The sequence below is a fragment of the Trinickia sp. Y13 genome, from assembly GCF_029522115.1.
In the GTDB taxonomy this organism is placed as follows: Bacteria; Pseudomonadota; Gammaproteobacteria; order Burkholderiales; family Burkholderiaceae; genus Trinickia.
In genome coordinates, this window is the sequence record NZ_JAKWFK010000003.1 from 222,529 (window position 1) to 239,155 (window position 16,627).

13 protein-coding genes are annotated in these 16,627 nt (G+C 63.7%); 8 read left to right on the forward strand and 5 right to left on the reverse strand.

The window, feature by feature from the left end; translation table 11 throughout:
* The first annotated feature begins 235 nt into the window (after nt 1-235).
* Nucleotides 236-772, forward strand: coding sequence for a hypothetical protein (locus MMB74_RS07225; RefSeq protein ID WP_277427924.1), 537 nt, complete (start codon nt 236-238; stop codon nt 770-772).
* On the opposite strand, the gene MMB74_RS07230 is transcribed toward MMB74_RS07225, so the two are convergent.
* Nucleotides 720-2,345 (reverse strand): bifunctional aminoglycoside phosphotransferase/ATP-binding protein, encoded by a 1,626-nt coding sequence (locus MMB74_RS07230; protein WP_277427925.1) that lies wholly within the window; start codon nt 2,343-2,345, stop codon nt 720-722. The two genes, MMB74_RS07225 and MMB74_RS07230, sit on opposite strands and share 53 nt — an antisense overlap.
* Nucleotides 2,346-3,314: 969 nt before the next feature.
* On the opposite strand from MMB74_RS07230, the gene MMB74_RS07235 reads away from it, so the two are divergent.
* The gene (locus MMB74_RS07235; protein ID WP_277427926.1) at nt 3,315-6,815 is read left to right on the forward strand and encodes a pyruvate carboxylase; all 3,501 of its coding nucleotides are present in this window, start codon (nt 3,315-3,317) and stop codon (nt 6,813-6,815) included.
* A 174-nt stretch (nt 6,816-6,989) separates the two neighbouring features.
* On the opposite strand, the gene ehuA is transcribed toward MMB74_RS07235, so the two are convergent.
* From ehuA to ehuB, 4 genes are all read right to left on the reverse strand, one after another.
* Nucleotides 6,990-7,814: an ectoine/hydroxyectoine ABC transporter ATP-binding protein EhuA gene (ehuA, locus tag MMB74_RS07240; protein WP_277427927.1), complete on the reverse strand. Its 825-nt coding sequence runs from the start codon at nt 7,812-7,814 to the stop codon at nt 6,990-6,992.
* 74 nt (nt 7,815-7,888) lie between these two features.
* Complete coding sequence (gene ehuD, locus MMB74_RS07245) at nt 7,889-8,548, reverse strand: ectoine/hydroxyectoine ABC transporter permease subunit EhuD (protein WP_277427928.1); 660 nt, start codon at nt 8,546-8,548, stop codon at nt 7,889-7,891.
* Nucleotides 8,545-9,213, reverse strand: a complete 669-nt coding sequence (gene ehuC, locus MMB74_RS07250; RefSeq protein ID WP_277427929.1) for an ectoine/hydroxyectoine ABC transporter permease subunit EhuC — start codon at nt 9,211-9,213, stop codon at nt 8,545-8,547. Before ehuC ends, ehuD begins: the two co-directional genes overlap by 4 nt.
* A 66-nt stretch (nt 9,214-9,279) precedes the next feature.
* Nucleotides 9,280-10,131, reverse strand: coding sequence for an ectoine/hydroxyectoine ABC transporter substrate-binding protein EhuB (gene ehuB / locus MMB74_RS07255; protein WP_277427930.1), 852 nt, complete (start codon nt 10,129-10,131; stop codon nt 9,280-9,282).
* 212 nt (nt 10,132-10,343) lie between these two features.
* On the opposite strand from ehuB, the gene MMB74_RS07260 reads away from it, so the two are divergent.
* The 6 genes from MMB74_RS07260 (at nt 10,344) to MMB74_RS07285 (ending at nt 16,573) form a co-directional block, all read left to right on the forward strand.
* Nucleotides 10,344-11,759: a PLP-dependent aminotransferase family protein gene (locus MMB74_RS07260; RefSeq protein WP_277427931.1), complete on the forward strand. Its 1,416-nt coding sequence runs from the start codon at nt 10,344-10,346 to the stop codon at nt 11,757-11,759.
* Nucleotides 11,760-11,840: 81 nt separating this feature from the next.
* Nucleotides 11,841-12,815 (forward strand): hydroxyectoine utilization dehydratase EutB, encoded by a 975-nt coding sequence (gene eutB, locus MMB74_RS07265; RefSeq protein WP_277427932.1) that lies wholly within the window; start codon nt 11,841-11,843, stop codon nt 12,813-12,815.
* Nucleotides 12,808-13,809 carry a cyclodeaminase gene (locus tag MMB74_RS07270; RefSeq protein WP_277427933.1) on the forward strand — a complete coding sequence of 334 codons (1,002 nt, stop codon included), beginning with the start codon at nt 12,808-12,810 and terminating at the stop codon, nt 13,807-13,809. Before eutB ends, MMB74_RS07270 begins: the two co-directional genes overlap by 8 nt.
* Nucleotides 13,810-13,830: 21 nt before the next feature.
* On the forward strand, nt 13,831-15,039 hold the full coding sequence (gene doeA, locus MMB74_RS07275) for an ectoine hydrolase DoeA (RefSeq protein ID WP_277428191.1): 1,209 nt from the start codon (nt 13,831-13,833) through the stop codon (nt 15,037-15,039).
* A gap of 4 nt (nt 15,040-15,043) precedes the next feature.
* Nucleotides 15,044-16,069, forward strand: a complete 1,026-nt coding sequence (gene doeB / locus MMB74_RS07280) for a N(2)-acetyl-L-2,4-diaminobutanoate deacetylase DoeB (RefSeq protein ID WP_277427934.1) — start codon at nt 15,044-15,046, stop codon at nt 16,067-16,069.
* Nucleotides 16,070-16,081: 12 nt separating this feature from the next.
* Nucleotides 16,082-16,573, forward strand: coding sequence for an Lrp/AsnC family transcriptional regulator (locus MMB74_RS07285; RefSeq protein WP_277427935.1), 492 nt, complete (start codon nt 16,082-16,084; stop codon nt 16,571-16,573).
* The last annotated feature ends 54 nt before the right edge of the window (nt 16,574-16,627 follow it).

Below are 16,627 nucleotides of genomic sequence, written 5' to 3' on the forward strand. Positions count from 1 at the left end.
GTGCCGCCGGCCTCAAGGGTTGACGGGGATCAAAAGTCCGGCGCCGTAGATGGCGCAGCATGCATGCAGAAGTGTTGAATGCTCCTGCACCCGATGCGCCAGCTCGTGAAAGATTTGTAGGTAGTGGTTCCCGCCACATTCGAAGGCGAAGCCTATCGAGCCCGCGTCGAAAAAATCGATTCGGAGTTCTCATCGAATCAGGAGAAGGCGCGAATTGGCTTCCAGGGGAAATGGAATGACTGAACCTTTTAGTTTCCTGGCTTTCGAGCCAGACGGTCCGGGCCTCATGTGCGCCGTCATGATCATGGTCGAAGGCGAAAACGTTTACGGCTGGTACACGGGGCCGGCCGGTGCCAAGTTCGCTGCGGCGTTTTTCGTGCTCGATCGGTACTACTCGACGCACGAGACGGCGTTCTATCACAGCGTGGAGGACGACGTCTACGACGATTGGGTGCTGGCCTATCCGCCGATGGAAATCGATGCGGGCCACCACTCTCCGGTGCCGGAGGAACTGTGTCATGCGCTCGAACGCGCACAAGACGCGTTCGTGGCCGAGTGGCTGTTCTACTGCGATGATCCTGCGGCCGCAGCCGACCTCGAGTGGTATCGAAAGCGCAGTCTGCCGCTCACGCATGCAGGCATCCGGTGCGAGAAGCTAAACAAGCTCAAGGAGGGCGAAGTCGTCTGGACTTGTGCGTCTCCGGGGCTGGATCTGAACATTATCGACTTTTTGCGCGAGCGTTGGCCGCTGGACTACGCGCTTGCGTCATAGTGCTCGCAGGTGCGTGCTGATCCGACAGCCACCCGCGAGAAGCGGCGAGGCGATCGAGCAAAGCGCCCCAGAAGGTTTGCTCGTCGAACGAATCGAGGGGAGCCGCGGTGTCGATCGTGACGACCAACGCCGATTCGTCACATGTCAGCGGCTCAGCTTCCGTCAGCTGGAGCCTCAAGGTGGTTTCGTCTGCGTCCGATGCTTCGCCCGCCTGCATCGCTCGTTTTCGCAGGCGTTCGACGAGTATGCCGAGGTCGGCCTGGAAATCCACGACGAACACAGGAATCGAGCGAGCCGCAGCAAGTGCGATGAATGACGAACGATGCACCCGCCTGAGGAAACTCGCGTCGACGATCACAGGAAAGCCGGCCTCCAGCAGTTGGCTTGCAATGGCACGCAGGTGGGCGTAGTTGGCATCGATCGCTTCGCGCGTATAGGCAGCCGATTCAAGGGAGCGCTTCTGCGCGGCCGCGAGCGGTTGCGTCATGCGTTTGCGCTCGATATCGCTGCTGATGCGAATCGCGCCGATCTGCTGCGCCAGTGCTTCGCTTGCCACGGATTTACCCGATCCCGAGAAACCGTGGCAAAGAATCAGGAACGTCTGCGGTGGTGCAATGAGGCGCGCAGCAAGACGCAGATAGTTTTCCAACGCAGTGGCATCAGCGTCATCGCGCGGCTTGCCATGCCGCTTGAGGGCCGCCACCAGCGCTCTCACGAGCGCCCGGTAGACAACATATAGCCGCAAAGCGGGAAGCCCTGCGAAGTCACCCGTCGAAGTCAGCCATCGATTCAGAAAACGTATTGCCAGATCGCCTCGTTCGTGCGCGAGCAAGTCCATCACGACGAACGCGATGTCAGCCGTGACGTCGATCCAGCGCAATTCGTCACTGAAATCAATGCAATCGAAGAACGCCACGTCAGCGTCTAGACGCACCATATTGTCCAGATGCAAGTCGCCGTGACATTCGCGCACGAAACCTCGATGTTGCCGCATATCGATGTGCGCGTGAAGCCGCGCCATCTCCTCGCGACACCAGTTGACCATGCCGGACGAGACGCGCGAAGGGACCTCTCGATCGAGCGAGGCGAGCACGCTATCCAACTGTTCACGCATCCTTGCGGCGGAGCCAAACAAAGGGTTCGGGGCGTGGCGGGACGCGCGGACATGGAACGAGGCAAGTCGAGCCGCGATATGGTCGATGTCGACGGTACGTAACTCATCGCGTACGAGCAGTGCGGATAACGTCTTTCGCTCGTCGAAGCGGCGCATCTTGAGCGCGTATTCGAACGGCGTGCCGAGCGCGCCGATCTTGAACGTGCGCCCGGTGCGCTTGATGGGCACGATGGCGAGGTAGAGCGATGGGGCAAGACGGCGGTTCAGTCGCAGGGCCTCGCGGCAGCATCGCATCCGTGCATGTCGCGTCGTGAAGTCGACGAAGCCAAGCTTGACTGGTTTGCAGATCTTGTAGGCGTAACGTCCCGCGAGATAGACCACCGAAATGTGCGTTTCGATGCGCACTAGGCGACCCGCTGGGTGCGGATAGGTGCAGGCGCGCTGTAATGCCTGGTCCATGCGGTGCCAGTCGGCAAGCCGCGTCCGCTTGTCGCGGTGCGGGCGGGGACGCCGGACCCGTGGGCCGTTCCGAGTGTCATCAAGATCGCAATGAGTCATTGTTGCGCCATGCCGGACTTTCCCGCGCCGTTGCGCTTGGCGAGGCCCCGCGGCTGCGCGGCCTCCTCTCGTGCGACGGCCCGCTTCAATATTTCGACAGCCTCTTGCGCGAGCGGCCTGGTCGTATGCCTGTTCGAGAGTACCCCCAGGCCGCGTACCCCGATGTCGGCACCGTGGTGGGAATCTTCTCAGTGCGGAGGCCACGCTTGCTCCTCACCAAGGGTAGTTTCATCGTCGTGCTCAATTAAAGGCGGGATTCGATGCGTAGAGACTGCAATCCATAAAGGTCTTCTGAGTCGGGAGCCCTCGAGCTGTGCCAATCTCCGTGCACCGATACGTTCATTGTTTGCTGTTCCAGGACTCGCAGCTTGACCTCGATCAAAGCCCCACGAACGGTGTCACATGACGTACGTCGTCCAAGCCTTGCCATCTTGCGCGAAGCGCTGCGGTGTCATGGTCTAATTTCCTCGGACAGGTCGATAGGAGGACAATCCAAATCGGCAATGCCATTGCTCGGAGGGGCCGGACCGCTCATGTCCCCCAAAGTCACCCGCTCGCAGGGAGTCCCTTGAAACCTGACGAAGTGGACGACTTTGTTCGAGATCCCATGTCGCGATCCTTCAACCACGCGGCGTGTTTGCGGAATCTTTGAATGGCCGCGCATAGTATGCTTCGCTTGCTCGAGCAGTAAGTGCCTTTGCCCGCCGCTTGTGTCGCCTGCGCATGCGAAGCACGATGTTCGCGCCCCGCGGTCGATCGAATATGCCGGCCTGCCGGCCTCGAAAGATAAGCTGTGGACCCGCCGAAGCCCCGCTTGCGCTACAACGATACATCGACATCACTCGACGCCAACGATTCTTCTCGCCAATCATGACCCCGAACCTGATCAGATCCCTCCTGATAGCGAATCGCTCGGAAATCGCGATTCGCGTGATGCGCGCTGCGGCCGAGCTGAACATTCGCACGGTGGCGATTTACTCGAAGGAAGACCGTCTCGCGTTGCACCGGTTCAAGGCCGACGAGAGCTATCTGATTGGCGAAGGCAAAAAGCCGCTCGCCGCGTATCTCGACATCGACGACATCCTGCGCGTCGCACGGCAGGCGAAGGTCGATGCCATTCACCCGGGCTACGGTTTCCTATCGGAAAACCCCGATTTCGCGCAGGCCGTGATCGATGCGGGCATCCGCTGGATCGGCCCATCGCCCGAGGTCATGCGCACGCTCGGCAACAAAATCGCCGCGCGCAACGGAGCCATCGCGGCGGGCGTTCCCGTGATGCCGGCAACCGCGCCGCTGCCAAGCGATCTCGATATGTGTCGCCCTCTGGCAGCGGAGATCGGCTATCCGTTGATGCTCAAGGCGAGCTGGGGCGGCGGCGGGCGCGGAATGCGCGTGCTCGAAAGCGAGCAGGACCTCGAGACGCTGCTCCCTGCCGCGCGCCGGGAAGCGTTGGCGGCCTTCGGCAACGACGAGGTGTACGTCGAGAAACTCGTGCGCAACGCGCGTCACGTGGAGGTGCAGGTGCTCGGCGATATGCACGGCACCGTCGTGCATCTGCATGAGCGCGACTGCACGGTGCAGCGCCGCAACCAGAAAGTCGTGGAGCGCGCACCCGCGCCGTATCTCGATCCCGCTGGCCGTCATGCGCTGTGCGAAGCGGCACTGCGGCTGATGCGCGCAGTCGGCTACACGCACGCGGGCACCGTCGAATTCCTGATGGATGCCGACACGAACCAGTTTTACTTCATCGAGGTGAACCCGCGCATCCAGGTCGAACATACGGTGACCGAAATGATCACGGGCGTGGACATCGTGAAGGCGCAGATCAGGATCACGGAGGGCGGCCGCATCGGTCTTGCCGACGATGTGATCGACGCGAGTGGTGCGCTCGTGCAACGCGCGGCCGGCGTGCCGGCGCAGGAGGACATCGCGCTGAACGGCCATGCGCTCCAATGCCGGATTACGACCGAGGATCCGGAGAACGACTTCCTGCCCGACTACGGCCGGTTGAGCGCGTATCGCAGCGCGGCGGGTTTCGGCGTGCGGCTCGATGCGGGCACGGCCTATGGCGGCGCGGTGATCACGCCGTACTACGATTCGCTGCTCGTCAAAGTGACAACGTGGGCGCCGACGGCCGCCGAATCGATCCACCGGATGGATCGCGCGCTGCGCGAGTTCCGGATTCGCGGCGTCACGTCGAATCTGCAGTTTCTCGAGAACGTCATCAATCATCCGGCGTTCGTCGCGGGAAAGGTGACGACACGCTTCATCGACCAGACGCCGGAGTTGCTGGCATTCGCCAAGCGCGGCGATCGCGCGACCAAGCTGCTGCGCTATCTCGGCGAACTTAATGTCAACGGCAACAGCGAAATGAGCGGCCGCACGCTGCCGGAGCTACCGCTGCCCAAGCCGGTATTGCCGAAGATCGATACGCGCGCCGCGATTCCCGTCGGCACGCGCGATAGGTTGCGCGAACTCGGCGCGGAAAGATTCGCGCAGTGGATGCTCGAGCAGAAGCGCGTGCTGCTGACCGACACGACGATGCGCGACGCGCACCAGTCGCTGTTCGCGACACGCATGCGCACGGCCGACATGTTGCCGATCGCGCCGTTCTATGCCCGGGAGCTATCGCAGTTGTTCTCGCTCGAATGCTGGGGCGGCGCGACGTTCGACGTCGCACTGCGCTTCCTGAAGGAAGACCCGTGGGAGCGGCTCGCCTTGCTGCGCGAGCGCGTGCCCAACGTGCTGTTCCAGATGTTGCTGCGCGGCTCGAACGCGGTCGGTTATACGAACTATGCGGACAACGTCGTGCGCTTTTTCGTGAAGCAGGCGGCGAGCGCGGGCGTCGACGTGTTCCGCGTATTCGATTCGCTGAACTGGGTGCGCAACATGCGCGTTGCGATCGAGGCAGTCTGCGAGAGCGGGATGCTGTGCGAAGGCGCGATTTGCTACACGGGCGATTTGTTCGATGCGTCGCGTTCGAAGTACGACCTCAAGTACTACGTCGGCATCGCGCGCGAGTTGCAGAAGGCCGGCGTGCACGTGCTCGGCATCAAGGACATGGCCGGCATTTGCCGCCCGCAGGCCGCCGCAACGCTCGTGAAGGCGCTCAAGGAAGAAACGGGCCTGCCCGTGCACTTCCACACGCATGACACGAGCGGCATTGCCGCTGCGTCGGTGCTCGCCGCGATCGACGCCGGCTGCGACGCGGTGGACGGCGCGCTCGATGCGATGAGCGGCCTCACGTCGCAGCCGAACCTGTCGAGCATCGCGGCCGCGCTCGCGGGCAGCGAGCGCGATGCTGGGCTCGATGCGGAGCGGCTGCACGAAGCGTCGATGTACTGGGAAGGCGTGCGCCGCTACTACGCGCCATTCGAATCGGAGATTCGGGCGGGCACCGCCGACGTCTATCGTCACGAGATGCCGGGCGGCCAGTACACGAACCTGCGCGAGCAGGCGCGTTCGCTCGGCATCGATCATCGCTGGACGGAGGTATCGCGGGCGTACGCCGACGTGAACCGGCTGTTCGGCGATATCGTCAAGGTGACGCCGACGTCGAAGGTGGTCGGCGACATGGCGCTGATGATGGTCGCGAACGACCTGAGTGTGGACGACGTGCGCAGCCCGGGCAAGGACATTGCCTTCCCCGAATCGGTCGTGTCGCTGTTCAAGGGCGAACTGGGCTTCCCCCCGGACGGCTTTCCGGCGGACCTGTCGCGCAAGGTGCTCAAGAGCGAGCCGCCGACGCCGTATCGGCCCGGCGACCACATTCCGGCGGTCGATCTCGATGTGGTGCGCACGCGGGCAGAAGCTGCGTGCGTGCAAGCGCTCGACGACAGGCAACTCGCGTCGTATCTCATGTACCCGAAGCAGACCGTCGACTATTACGCGCATGTGCGCGCGTACAGCGATACGTCGGTGCTACCGACGCCCGCGTTCCTCTATGGCCTGCAGCCGCAGGAAGAAGTGGCGATCGACATCTCGCCGGGCAAGACGCTACTCGTCTCGCTGCAGGGGCAGCACGCCGACACCGAGGAGGGTGTCGTGAAGGTGCAGTTCGAACTGAACGGCCAGTCGCGCACCGCGTTGATCGAGCCGCGCGCGAAAACGCATGCGGGCAAGGAGCGTCACAGCCTGACGAAGGCCGATCCGGCGAACCCGCTGCACATCGCCGCGCCGATGCCCGGATCGGTCGTGACGGTGGCGGTGCAGCCGGGACAGCGGGTGACGGCCGGCACGACACTGATCGCGCTCGAAGCGATGAAGATGGAAACGCACATCGCAGCCGAGCGCGATTGCGAGATCGCTGCCGTGCACGTCAAGCCCGGCGAGCGAGTCGCGGCGAAGGATCTGTTGATCGAGTTGAAATAGGCAGATCGATCGACGGCATGCCTTGAGACGCGACGCGGGGCTTTGCGTAGAGATGCGGCCGATGAATCGTTGGCTTGATTGGCTCGACCGTGAATCCCACTGTTTCGTCGGTCGCAGCGATCGGATCTTGCTCGACTTCACGGCAACGCGAGACGACGGTGTCGCGCTCGCCACTCACATCGCTTCGCGCACCGCACGCAAGAACTGCTGCGTGCGTTCGTGTTGCGGCGACGAGAAGAATTGCGCGGGCGGCGCCTGTTCGATGATCTTGCCCTGCGAAAAGAAGCAGACGCGGTCGGCAAATTCCTTCGCAAATCCCATCTGATGGGTGACCATCAGCATCGTCAAATTGTGTTCGGAGCCAAGGCGGCGAATGACGTTGAGCACCTCGCCGCACAACTCGGGATCGAGCGCCGAGGTGACTTCGTCGAACAGCATGACCTTCGGCCGCATCGCGAGCGCGCGTGCGATCGCCACGCGCTGCTGTTGGCCGCCGGACAACTGCGAAGGGTAGTGATCGCATTTTTCCGCCAAGCCGACCAGCGACAACAACTCGCGGCCGCGTTCGGTCGCTTCCCGGCGCGACATGCCGAGCGTATGGATCGGCGCCTCGATCGTGTTCTGCAAGGCGGTCATGTGCGGAAATAGATTGAAGCTTTGAAATACCATGCCGATCTTGCTGCGAACGCGTCGCACGTGCGCTTCGCTTGCCGGCACGAGCTTGTCGCCGCGCATCATGTGCGTCAGCGGTTCGCCGTCCACTTCGATGAAGCCGTCGGTGACGGGGTCGAGCGTCATCAGCACGCGCAACAGCGTCGACTTGCCCGATCCGCTCGGGCCGATCACGGCCACTTTCTCGTTGGCCGCGATGTCGAGATCGAGGCCGTCGAGCACCGTCAGTGCGCCATAACGCTTGGTGACGCCGGCGAAGCGAACCATGGGGCGTTCCGTCTGCCTACCCGCAGCCGTGTCCATCGCGGGATAAAGATCGCGTTTCATCTGCTGCTCCTGATGTTCTGCTTGCGTGAACTCAACCATCATCGGACTCCCGTCCCGCGCATCCGGGCACATGTTCACGGCAACCGCAAACGCTTTTCGAGGTGGCGCACGCCCGCGGCGAAGGTGAGGCTGATCACGAGGAAGAAGGCGCCCGTCATCGTGATCGGTTCCAGATAACGAAAGGTTTCGGAGCCGAGGTTCTTGGCCTGTTGCATCAATTCGACCACCGTGATCGCGGACAGCACGGGCGTGTCCTTGAACATCGCCACCAGGTAGTTGCCAAGCGCCGGTATGACCTGCCGGATTGCCTGCGGCAAGATGACCCCGGTGTAGGTTCGCCAGCGCGAGAGCGACAGCGCACAAGCTGCTTCCCATTGCCCCCGTGCGACGCAATTCAGGCCCGCCCGATAGACCTCGGAGACATAGCAGGCGTAGTGCAATGCGATGCCGATCGTGCCCGCGGTCAGCGCGCTGATCACGAGACCGTACAGCGGCCCTACATAGAAGATCACGTACACCTGGATCAGCAAAGGCGTGCTGCGGACGAACTCGACGACCAAGCCGGTCGTGCGCGACACCGCCGCGATGGGGCTGCGGCGCAGCAACGCGAGCACGAGACCGAGCACGAGCGCGATCGCGAAGCCGACGAGCGTGATGCCGATCGTATAGAGGCTCGCGCGGGCGAGTGCGGGCAGGATGCGCGCGGCGTAATGAAGATCGAAGAAAGTGTTCACCGTGCGGCTCTCCGGGCGGCGCCGTGGCTGAATCGAAGTTCGACGCGGCGCATGAGCGCAACGAGGCATTGCGCGAGGGCGAAATAGATGATGAGCGTCAGCGCGAAAATCTTCGCGGTTTCGAGGGTCGCCTCGTCGAGCTGGCGCGCACGAAAGGTCAGATCGGAAAGCGTGATGAGCGACACGAGCGAGGTGCCTTTGATCAGCTCGATCATGAGATTCGTGGCGGGCGGCAGCGCATTGATCATGGCTTGCGGCAGGATGATGCGGCGCATGCGCATGGCCGGCGACATATTGAGCGCGAGCGCCGCTTCGAACTGGCCGTGCGGCACCGAGCGCAGCGCGCCGCGCAGGATCTCCGAGCCGTACGCGCCGTAGTGCAACCCCAGTCCGACGATCGCGACGGTGAACGGCGTCAGCGCGACATTGAACGGCGGCAGCGGCAGCACGAAGAAGAACCAGAAAAGCTGCACGAGCAGGGACGTGCCGCGAAACACTTCGACATAGACGTTGCCGAGCCAACGCACGGCCCGCCATGGCGCTGCTCGCAGCACATTCGCGAAACACGCCATGAACACGGCCAGCACGATCGCGCAAGCGGCGATCTCCACCGTGACGGCAGTGCCTTTTACGAGCAGCGGAAGCAGTTGTTCCAGATCACCCATTGCGGCTCCTGGCAAAGAGAGGCGAAGCCGATTCTCGCGACGGCGAGCGCATCGCGAAAATCGCGTTTACTCGCGACACAGCTCGGCTGCGGTCTTATCGGTCACGTTGGACTTGTCGAAGCCGAACGGCGCCACGGTCTTCAGGTGGTCGGGCGTGCCGAGCCACGCGTGCAGTTGCTTGTCGACCGCATCGCGCAGGTCGGTGTCGTCCTTGCGGAATGCAAGCGCGCCATAGCCCATGTGCTTGGGATCGTCGACGAACTTGTCGACGGTTACGACTTGCCCCGGCATCTTCGCGGCCAGATCCTTCATCGTCAATGCGGTGCCGACCGCCGCGTCCGCACGGTGAGACCGGACCGCTTGAAGTTGCGCCGTGGTATCGGGCACTTGCAGGATCTGCGAATCCTTGATGCTTGCCTCGCGCGCGTAGCCGAGCTCGACCGTGCCGGCCATGACCGCCAGCTTCACATCGGGATTCTTCGCCACCGACGTGTAACTGTCGAGATGCTTCGGATTTCCCGGCAGCGTCAGCAAGGTATCGCCGATCTGATACTGGGGATCGGCGAACGCGACCTGCTTGCAGCGCTGTGGCGTGATGTACATGCCCGCAGCGATCACGTCGAAACGTCCGGCCTGCAGGCCCGGAATCAGCGATCCCCATTCGGTCAGCACGGCATCGACCTTCTTGACGCCGAGTTTGGAGAAGATCTTTTTCGCAATCTCGGGGGATTCGCCCGTTACGTCACCGTTTGGCAGCGTATACGCGAACGGCTTTTCGTTCGCGTAGCCGATGCGCACGACGCCGGTGCGCTGGATCCGCTGCAGCGTGGTTTCCGCGCGGGCCGAGGGCGCTTGGGCGATCAGGCCGGCGATGGCGCAGAGCATACCGAGAGCGCCAGTCAGTCTATTGAGTTTCATGTCGATCCGTTCCCGTTGGTTGACTGATTCACCGCGGCCGCCGGTGCCCGCCTGCCGTCGCGGTCTAGTGGAAAACCCTTGCAAAACAATGCGCTGGCATATCGCAACACCAGTCGAATGCAGCATACCGAGCCATATTTTTCTTTTCGATTGCTCTAGGACAATTATTTTTCGGGCGCAGATAGAGCGACCATTGCTGCATAGCGACGGAGATGAGCATGACACAACGAACGAGCAGGGCCTGGCGCGATGCGGTCGATTCCGTGCACGGCGTCGAATCGAAATACAAGCGCTTGGTCAAGGCGATCGCGGGCGAAATCGAAAGCGCGGTGCTCGTATACGGGGCGCGCCTGCCGCCGCAGCGCGAGGTGGCGGCCGAACTCGGCATCAGCGTGCAAACGGTCACGAACGCCTACAAGGAATTGGAGCGGCAAGGCCTCATTCGCTGCGAGGTCGGGCGCGGCAGTTTCGTTGCGGGGCGGCTCACGGATCGCGTGTCCAATTACATTCTCGATACCACGGAACGGGAAGTCGTCGACTTCTCGATCGCTCGCATGGTGCATACGCCCGAGCACGACGAGGCTTGGCGCAAAGTCTGTGCAACGCTCGCCGGCGTCGAAGACCAGCCGTGGATTCGCGCGTTTCGGCCGATCGCCGGGTTCGAACGGCATCGGCACGCGGGTGTCGCTTGGCTCGAGTCGCTCAACATGCCCGCCCATGCCGATTCGCTGCTCGTGACCAATGGCGCGGCGCACGGCATCTTTCTTGCGCTCGCCTCGCTCGTCGGTCCCGGCGACACCGTATTGTGCGAAAGCCTGACCGATCACGGCGTGATCGGCTCGGCGAACGTGCTCGGCTTCACGCTCAAAGGCCTCGAGATCGACGAGCACGGCTTGCGGCCGGAACATTTCGAAGAGATGTGCGACAGCGAGCGCGTCTCGGCGCTCGTTTGCACCCCCACGTTGAATAATCCGACCGTCTCGGTCATGACCGACTCGCGTCGTCGCGCGATCGCTCGCATCGCCGAGCGCTATGGCGTCTACGTCATCGAGGACGACGTATACGGCGCGCTGCCGGAGAAAACCTATACGCCGATCGCGAGCCTCATTCCGGAGCTGGCGTTTTACTGCACGAGCATGACGAAGTCCGTCCTGACCGGCCTGCGCACGGGCTACCTCGCGATGCCGCGGCGTCTCGCGTTGCGCTGCGAGAGTGTGCTGCGCGTCAGTTCGTGGATGGCGACGACCGTTATCGCCGAAGTGGCCACGCGTTGGATCACCGATGGAACGGCGCGGCGCCTGGTCGAGTTGCAGCGCGCGCGGCTCGCGGCGCGGCATGCGGTGCTCACGGCCGTCCTCGGCAAGTACGTGCTCGGTAGCCATCCGAACGCGGTATCCGCTTGGCTGCGCGTGCCCGATCATTGGCAGGCGGATCGCGTGGTGCGCGAATTGCGCAATCGGCAAATCGCGGTGACTTCGCCCGACCCTTTTCTCGTGAGCGGGGCAGAACGGCCCAACGCGGTTCGCCTGTGTCTCGGCGCGGACGTGAGCGAGCCCGCGTTCGAAGCCGCGCTCGGCGTCATTGCCGAAGTCTTCGAGCAATTTCCGCATGTTCACGATTTCCTGTGATTTGATGTCCTAGGACATTTGGGAAGCATTTTCCGCAACATTAGACTTGGCCGCATCGATCACGCTTTGCGGTAGCGGCCCATGTCCTCTTTGTCTCTCGCGGATGTCTTTCGTGCGCGGCAGCGCCTCGCGGGGCGGGTAGCGCACACGCCGCTCGTCGAGTCGCCGTCGCTGTCGTCTCTTGCCGGCGTACCCGTCTACCTCAAGCTCGAGACCGCTCAACCGACCGGTAGTTTCAAGGTGCGCGGCGCGACCAACGCCTTGGCCGAGATCGCGCAGAGCGGCGTTCGCCGAGTGGTCACCGCATCGACGGGCAATCATGGGCGCGCGCTTGCCTACGCCGCGCGCGCGCTCGGCATCGAGGCCGCCGTCTGCATGTCGTCGCTCGTGCCGAAGAACAAGGTCGATGCCGTCGCGGCGCTCGGCGCGCGCATCCTCATCTCGGGCCGCAGCCAAGACGACGCTCAGGTTCAAGCGCTGCGCATGGCGCAAGAAGAGGGCTATGCGTTCGTTGCGCCGTTCGACGACCTGCGCGTGATTGCCGGGCAGGCGACGATCGGGCTCGAGATTTTGGAGGCGCTGCCCGATGCCGCGACGCTCGTCGTCCCGCTCTCGGGCGGAGGGTTATTTAGCGGAACCGCGTTCGCGGCGAAAGGCATCCGCCCGGATCTGCGCGCGATCGGCGTATCGATGGCGCGCGGCGCCGCCATGCATGCGAGTCTCGCGGCCGGTATGCCGATCGCAGTGGAAGAAGTTGAAACGCTAGCCGATTCGCTCGGCGGCGGGATCGGACTCGAGAACCGCTACACGTTCGCCATGACGAACGATCTCGCCGACGAAATCTTGCTCGTCGACGAGCCTTCGATTGCACGCGGCATCGTTCACGCGTACCGGCAGGAGCGACTCATCGCGGAAGGCGCCGCGGCTGTAGGCATAGCCGCGCTGCTCGAGTGGCGCATCGCTGCGGGCCATGGACCGATCGTCATCGTGGTGAGCGGCGCCAACATCGATATGGATGCGCATCGGCGCATCGTCATGGAGAACGCAGATGCCTGACATCACGATCGTCGGCGAGGCGCAATTGCGCTCGCTCGTTGCGCTCGATCTGGCCGCCGTCGATCAGATCGAACGCGCCTTCGTCTCGCTTGCGACCGAGCCCGTGGTCATGCCGCCGGTCCTCAATCTCGCGCTGCCCGAGCGGCACGGTGAAGTCGACGTCAAAACGGCATACCTGCCGCGTTTGAACAGATTCGCCATCAAGGTGAGCCCGGGCTTCTTCAACAATCCCGCGCTCGGCTTGCCGAGCTTGAACGGCCTCATGCTCGTGCTGTCCGCGAGCACGGGACTGACTGAGGCCGTGTTGCTCGACAACGGCTACTTGACCGCCGTGCGCACCGCGGCGGCGGGCGCCGTCGCTGCGCGCTGGCTCGCGCGCCCCGATGCGCGGCGCGCAGCCGTCATTGGAGCCGGAGAGCAGGGGCGGCTGCAACTACAGGCGTTGATGCTCGTGCGCAAGATCGAGCACGTCGCGGTTTGGGCGCGCGATGCCGAGCAAGCGGCCGCGTATGCGGCGCACGTTCGCTCGCGCTTCGATATCGATTGCGTCGTCGCGCGGAGTGTGCGTGAGGCGCTCGCGCGAGCCGACGTTGCCATTACGACGACGCCGAGCCGCTCACCGCTCATAGAAGCGCAAGACCTCCATCGCGGCCTGCATGTGACGGCGATGGGCTCGGACGCCGATTACAAGACCGAACTTGCGCCGTCGGTGTTCGAGCATGTGCGCTACGTATGCGACCGCCTCTCGCAAGTGCGCGTGATCGGCGAGCTCGCGCATGCGGTGCGGGCCGGGGCGGTGGCCGCCGACGCGGCGTTCCCCGAGCTAGGCGAAATCGCGGCCGGGCGCGCGAGCGGGCGCACGAGCGCCGATGACATCACCGTATGCGATCTCACGGGCACGGGCGCCCAAGATACCGCCATCGCGGCGCTCGCGCTGGAGCGAGTGCGGGCCGCGGGCGCGGGAACGATTTTCCACAACGACACGACACCCTGAGAGGAAGCGATGTCCACTGAGATGGAGCAGCAGGCGGATTCCACCCGCGTCGTACCGCGCCTCGCGTTCGAGCGCGACGAGTACGCGACGCGGATCGCCAAGACGCGCCGCGCGATGCAGCGAGCCGGCATCGATCTGTTGATCGTCACCGATCCGACCAACATGGCGTGGCTGACCGGCTACGACGGCTGGTCGTTCTACGTTCACCAGTGCGTGCTGTTGCCGATGGACGGCGACCCGGTCTGGTTCGGCCGCGGCCAGGACGCGAACGGCGCGAAGCGTACGGTGTTCATGCCGCACGAGCGGATCGTCGGCTATCCCGACCACTACGTGCAGTCGCCGGTTCGCCATCCGATGGATTACTTGTCGAAAGAAGTGATCGCGGCCTTCGGGTGGGACGCGCTGCGGATCGGCGTCGAACTCGACAACTACTATTTCAGCGCCGCGGCCTACCGCTCGTTGCAGCAGCATCTGCCGCGCGCGCAGTGGGTCGATGCGACGAGTCTCGTCAACTGGCAACGCGCCGTGAAGTCGCCGCGTGAGATCGACTACATGCGCATCGCCGCGCGGATCGTCGAGAAGATGCACGCGCGCATCGTCGATGTGGTGGAACCGGGAATGAGAAAGAGCGATCTCGTGGCCGAGATCTATTCGGCCGGGATCACCGGCGTGGACGGATACGGCGGCGACTATCCCGCGATCGTGCCGCTCTTGCCCACGGGTTCCGACGCGGCGGCCCCGCACTTGACCTGGGACGACTCTCCTTTCACGGTGAACGCCGGCACGTTCTTCGAGATCGCCGGATGCTTCAAACGCTACCACTGCCCGCAATCGCGCACGGTGTATCTGGGTAAGCCGCCGCGGCATTTTCTCGATGCGGAGAAAGCGATCGTCGAAGGCATCGAAGCGGGCCTTGCCGCCGCGAAGCCCGGCAATCGTTGCGAGGACATCGCGAACGCATTCTTTGCGGTGCTGCGCAAATCGGGCATCGAAAAGGATAGCCGCTGCGGCTACCCCATCGGCGCGAGCTACCCGCCCGACTGGGGCGAGCGCACCATGAGCTTGCGTCCCGGGGACCAGACGGTCCTCGAACCGGGCATGACCTTCCACTTCATGCCGGGGCTGTGGCTCGACGATTGGGGCTTGGAGATCACCGAAAGCATTCTCATCACGCAAACGGGCGTCGAGACCTTTTGCAACACGCCGCGCAAGCTGTTCGTCAAGGAGTGACTCGATGCGCGCTTCACCCATCACGCCGACGGTCGATTTCGACGCGGACGGAGAGCAGCACGGGTTTCTGAAATTGCCGTACTCGCGCGACGATTCCGCCTGGGGCGCGATCATGATTCCGATCACGGTCGTCAAGCGTGGGGAGGGGCCGACCGTGCTCCTCACCGGCGGCAACCACGGCGACGAATACGAAGGCCCCGTCGCGCTGGCCAAGCTCGCCTGCAGCCTGAAGGCGAGCGAGCTGCGCGGGCGCGTGATCATCGTGCCGTTCATGAACTATCCGGCGTTTCGCGCCGGCACGCGCACCTCGCCGGTCGACGCGGGCAATTTGAACCGCAGCTTCCCCGGCAAGCCCGACGGCACGGTTACGGAGAAAATCGCAGATTACTTTCACCGTCATCTGCTGCCGCTGGCCGACTATGTGCTCGATATTCACGCAGGCGGGCGCACGCTCGATTTCGTGCCGTTCGCCGCGATTCATTTGCTGCCCGATGCGCAGCAACAGGCGCGCTGCGAACGCGCAATGCTCGCGTTCGGAGCGCCTTATTCGATGCGGATGCTCGAACTCGACAGCGTGGGGCTGTTCGACAGCGCGGCAGAGGAGGCGGGCAAAGTCTTCGTGACGACCGAACTTGGCGGCGGCGGCACCTGCACGGCGCGAAGCGTCGCCGTCGCCGAGCGCGGCGTGCAAGGATTCTTGCGCTTTGCCGGTGTGCTGGCGGGCGAAGCGCGCGCGCAGGGGGCGCCGCGCACGACGACGCTGCTCGACATGCCCGACGCATCGTGCTTCACGACGAGCGAGCACGAGGGCCTGCTCGAAATATGCCGCGACCTCGGCGAGACGGTGGCGCAGGGCGATCTGCTGGCGCGCGTCTACGACACGGTGCGCTTGGGCAGTCCTGGCATCGAATATCGCGCGAAGCGCGACGGCATCGTCGCCGCGCGGCATTTCCCCGGGATCGTGAAAGCGGGCGATACGATTGCCGTCGTCGCCGACGTGCTCGAGCGCGGGATCGCCACCGCAGGGTGAATCGAGGCTGCCGTGATCAAGCTCGACCGCTACGACGTCGCCATCTTGCGCATCCTCGCGCGCGATGGCCGGATCACGAAATCGAAGCTCGCGGAAGAGGTGAACTTGTCGATTTCGCCGGCGTGGGAGCGCGTGCGCAAGCTCGAGGAAAGCGGCGTGATTCGCGGCTATCGCGCGGACATCGATTGGGTGGGTGCATTCAGCGGCAGCCGGATCGTCGTCGAGGTCACGCTCTCGCGTCACACCGCATACGACCAGAGCCGATTCGAGGCACGGATAGCGGCCGCGGGCGAGGTGATCCAGTGCTATGCGACGGGCGGCGGCATCGACTACGTGCTGCACGTGGTCGCACGCGACATCGATCGCTATCAACGTTTCATCGATGCGCTGCTTGCCGATGACTTGGGAATCGAACGGTATTTCACGTATGTGGTGACGAAAGTCGTCAAGGATGCGCCGGGGCCAATGCTCGACGCGCCCGAGCATTTCCCGAGCGGCGCGTGAAACTCGCGTGAGCACGAGCCCGAACAGAAAAAACACGGGGACGGCGCCCGCCAA

What these genes read in the sequence shown, in the direction of transcription:
- ehuC (WP_277427929.1), bottom strand. Translation starts at nt 9,213, where the DNA reads ATGGGTGATCTGGAACAACTGCTTCCGCTGCTCGTAAAAGGCACTGCC.
- MMB74_RS07235 (WP_277427926.1), top strand. Translation starts at nt 3,315, where the DNA reads ATGACCCCGAACCTGATCAGATCCCTCCTGATAGCGAATCGCTCGGAA.
- doeB (WP_277427934.1), top strand. Translation starts at nt 15,044, where the DNA reads ATGCGCGCTTCACCCATCACGCCGACGGTCGATTTCGACGCGGACGGA.
- ehuA (WP_277427927.1), bottom strand. Translation starts at nt 7,814, where the DNA reads ATGAAACGCGATCTTTATCCCGCGATGGACACGGCTGCGGGTAGGCAG.
- doeA (WP_277428191.1), top strand. Translation starts at nt 13,831, where the DNA reads ATGGAGCAGCAGGCGGATTCCACCCGCGTCGTACCGCGCCTCGCGTTC.
- eutB (WP_277427932.1), top strand. Translation starts at nt 11,841, where the DNA reads ATGTCCTCTTTGTCTCTCGCGGATGTCTTTCGTGCGCGGCAGCGCCTC.
- MMB74_RS07260 (WP_277427931.1), top strand. Translation starts at nt 10,344, where the DNA reads ATGAGCATGACACAACGAACGAGCAGGGCCTGGCGCGATGCGGTCGAT.
- MMB74_RS07270 (WP_277427933.1), top strand. Translation starts at nt 12,808, where the DNA reads ATGCCTGACATCACGATCGTCGGCGAGGCGCAATTGCGCTCGCTCGTT.
- MMB74_RS07225 (WP_277427924.1), top strand. Translation starts at nt 236, where the DNA reads ATGACTGAACCTTTTAGTTTCCTGGCTTTCGAGCCAGACGGTCCGGGC.
- MMB74_RS07230 (WP_277427925.1), bottom strand. Translation starts at nt 2,345, where the DNA reads ATGGACCAGGCATTACAGCGCGCCTGCACCTATCCGCACCCAGCGGGT.
- ehuB (WP_277427930.1), bottom strand. Translation starts at nt 10,131, where the DNA reads ATGAAACTCAATAGACTGACTGGCGCTCTCGGTATGCTCTGCGCCATC.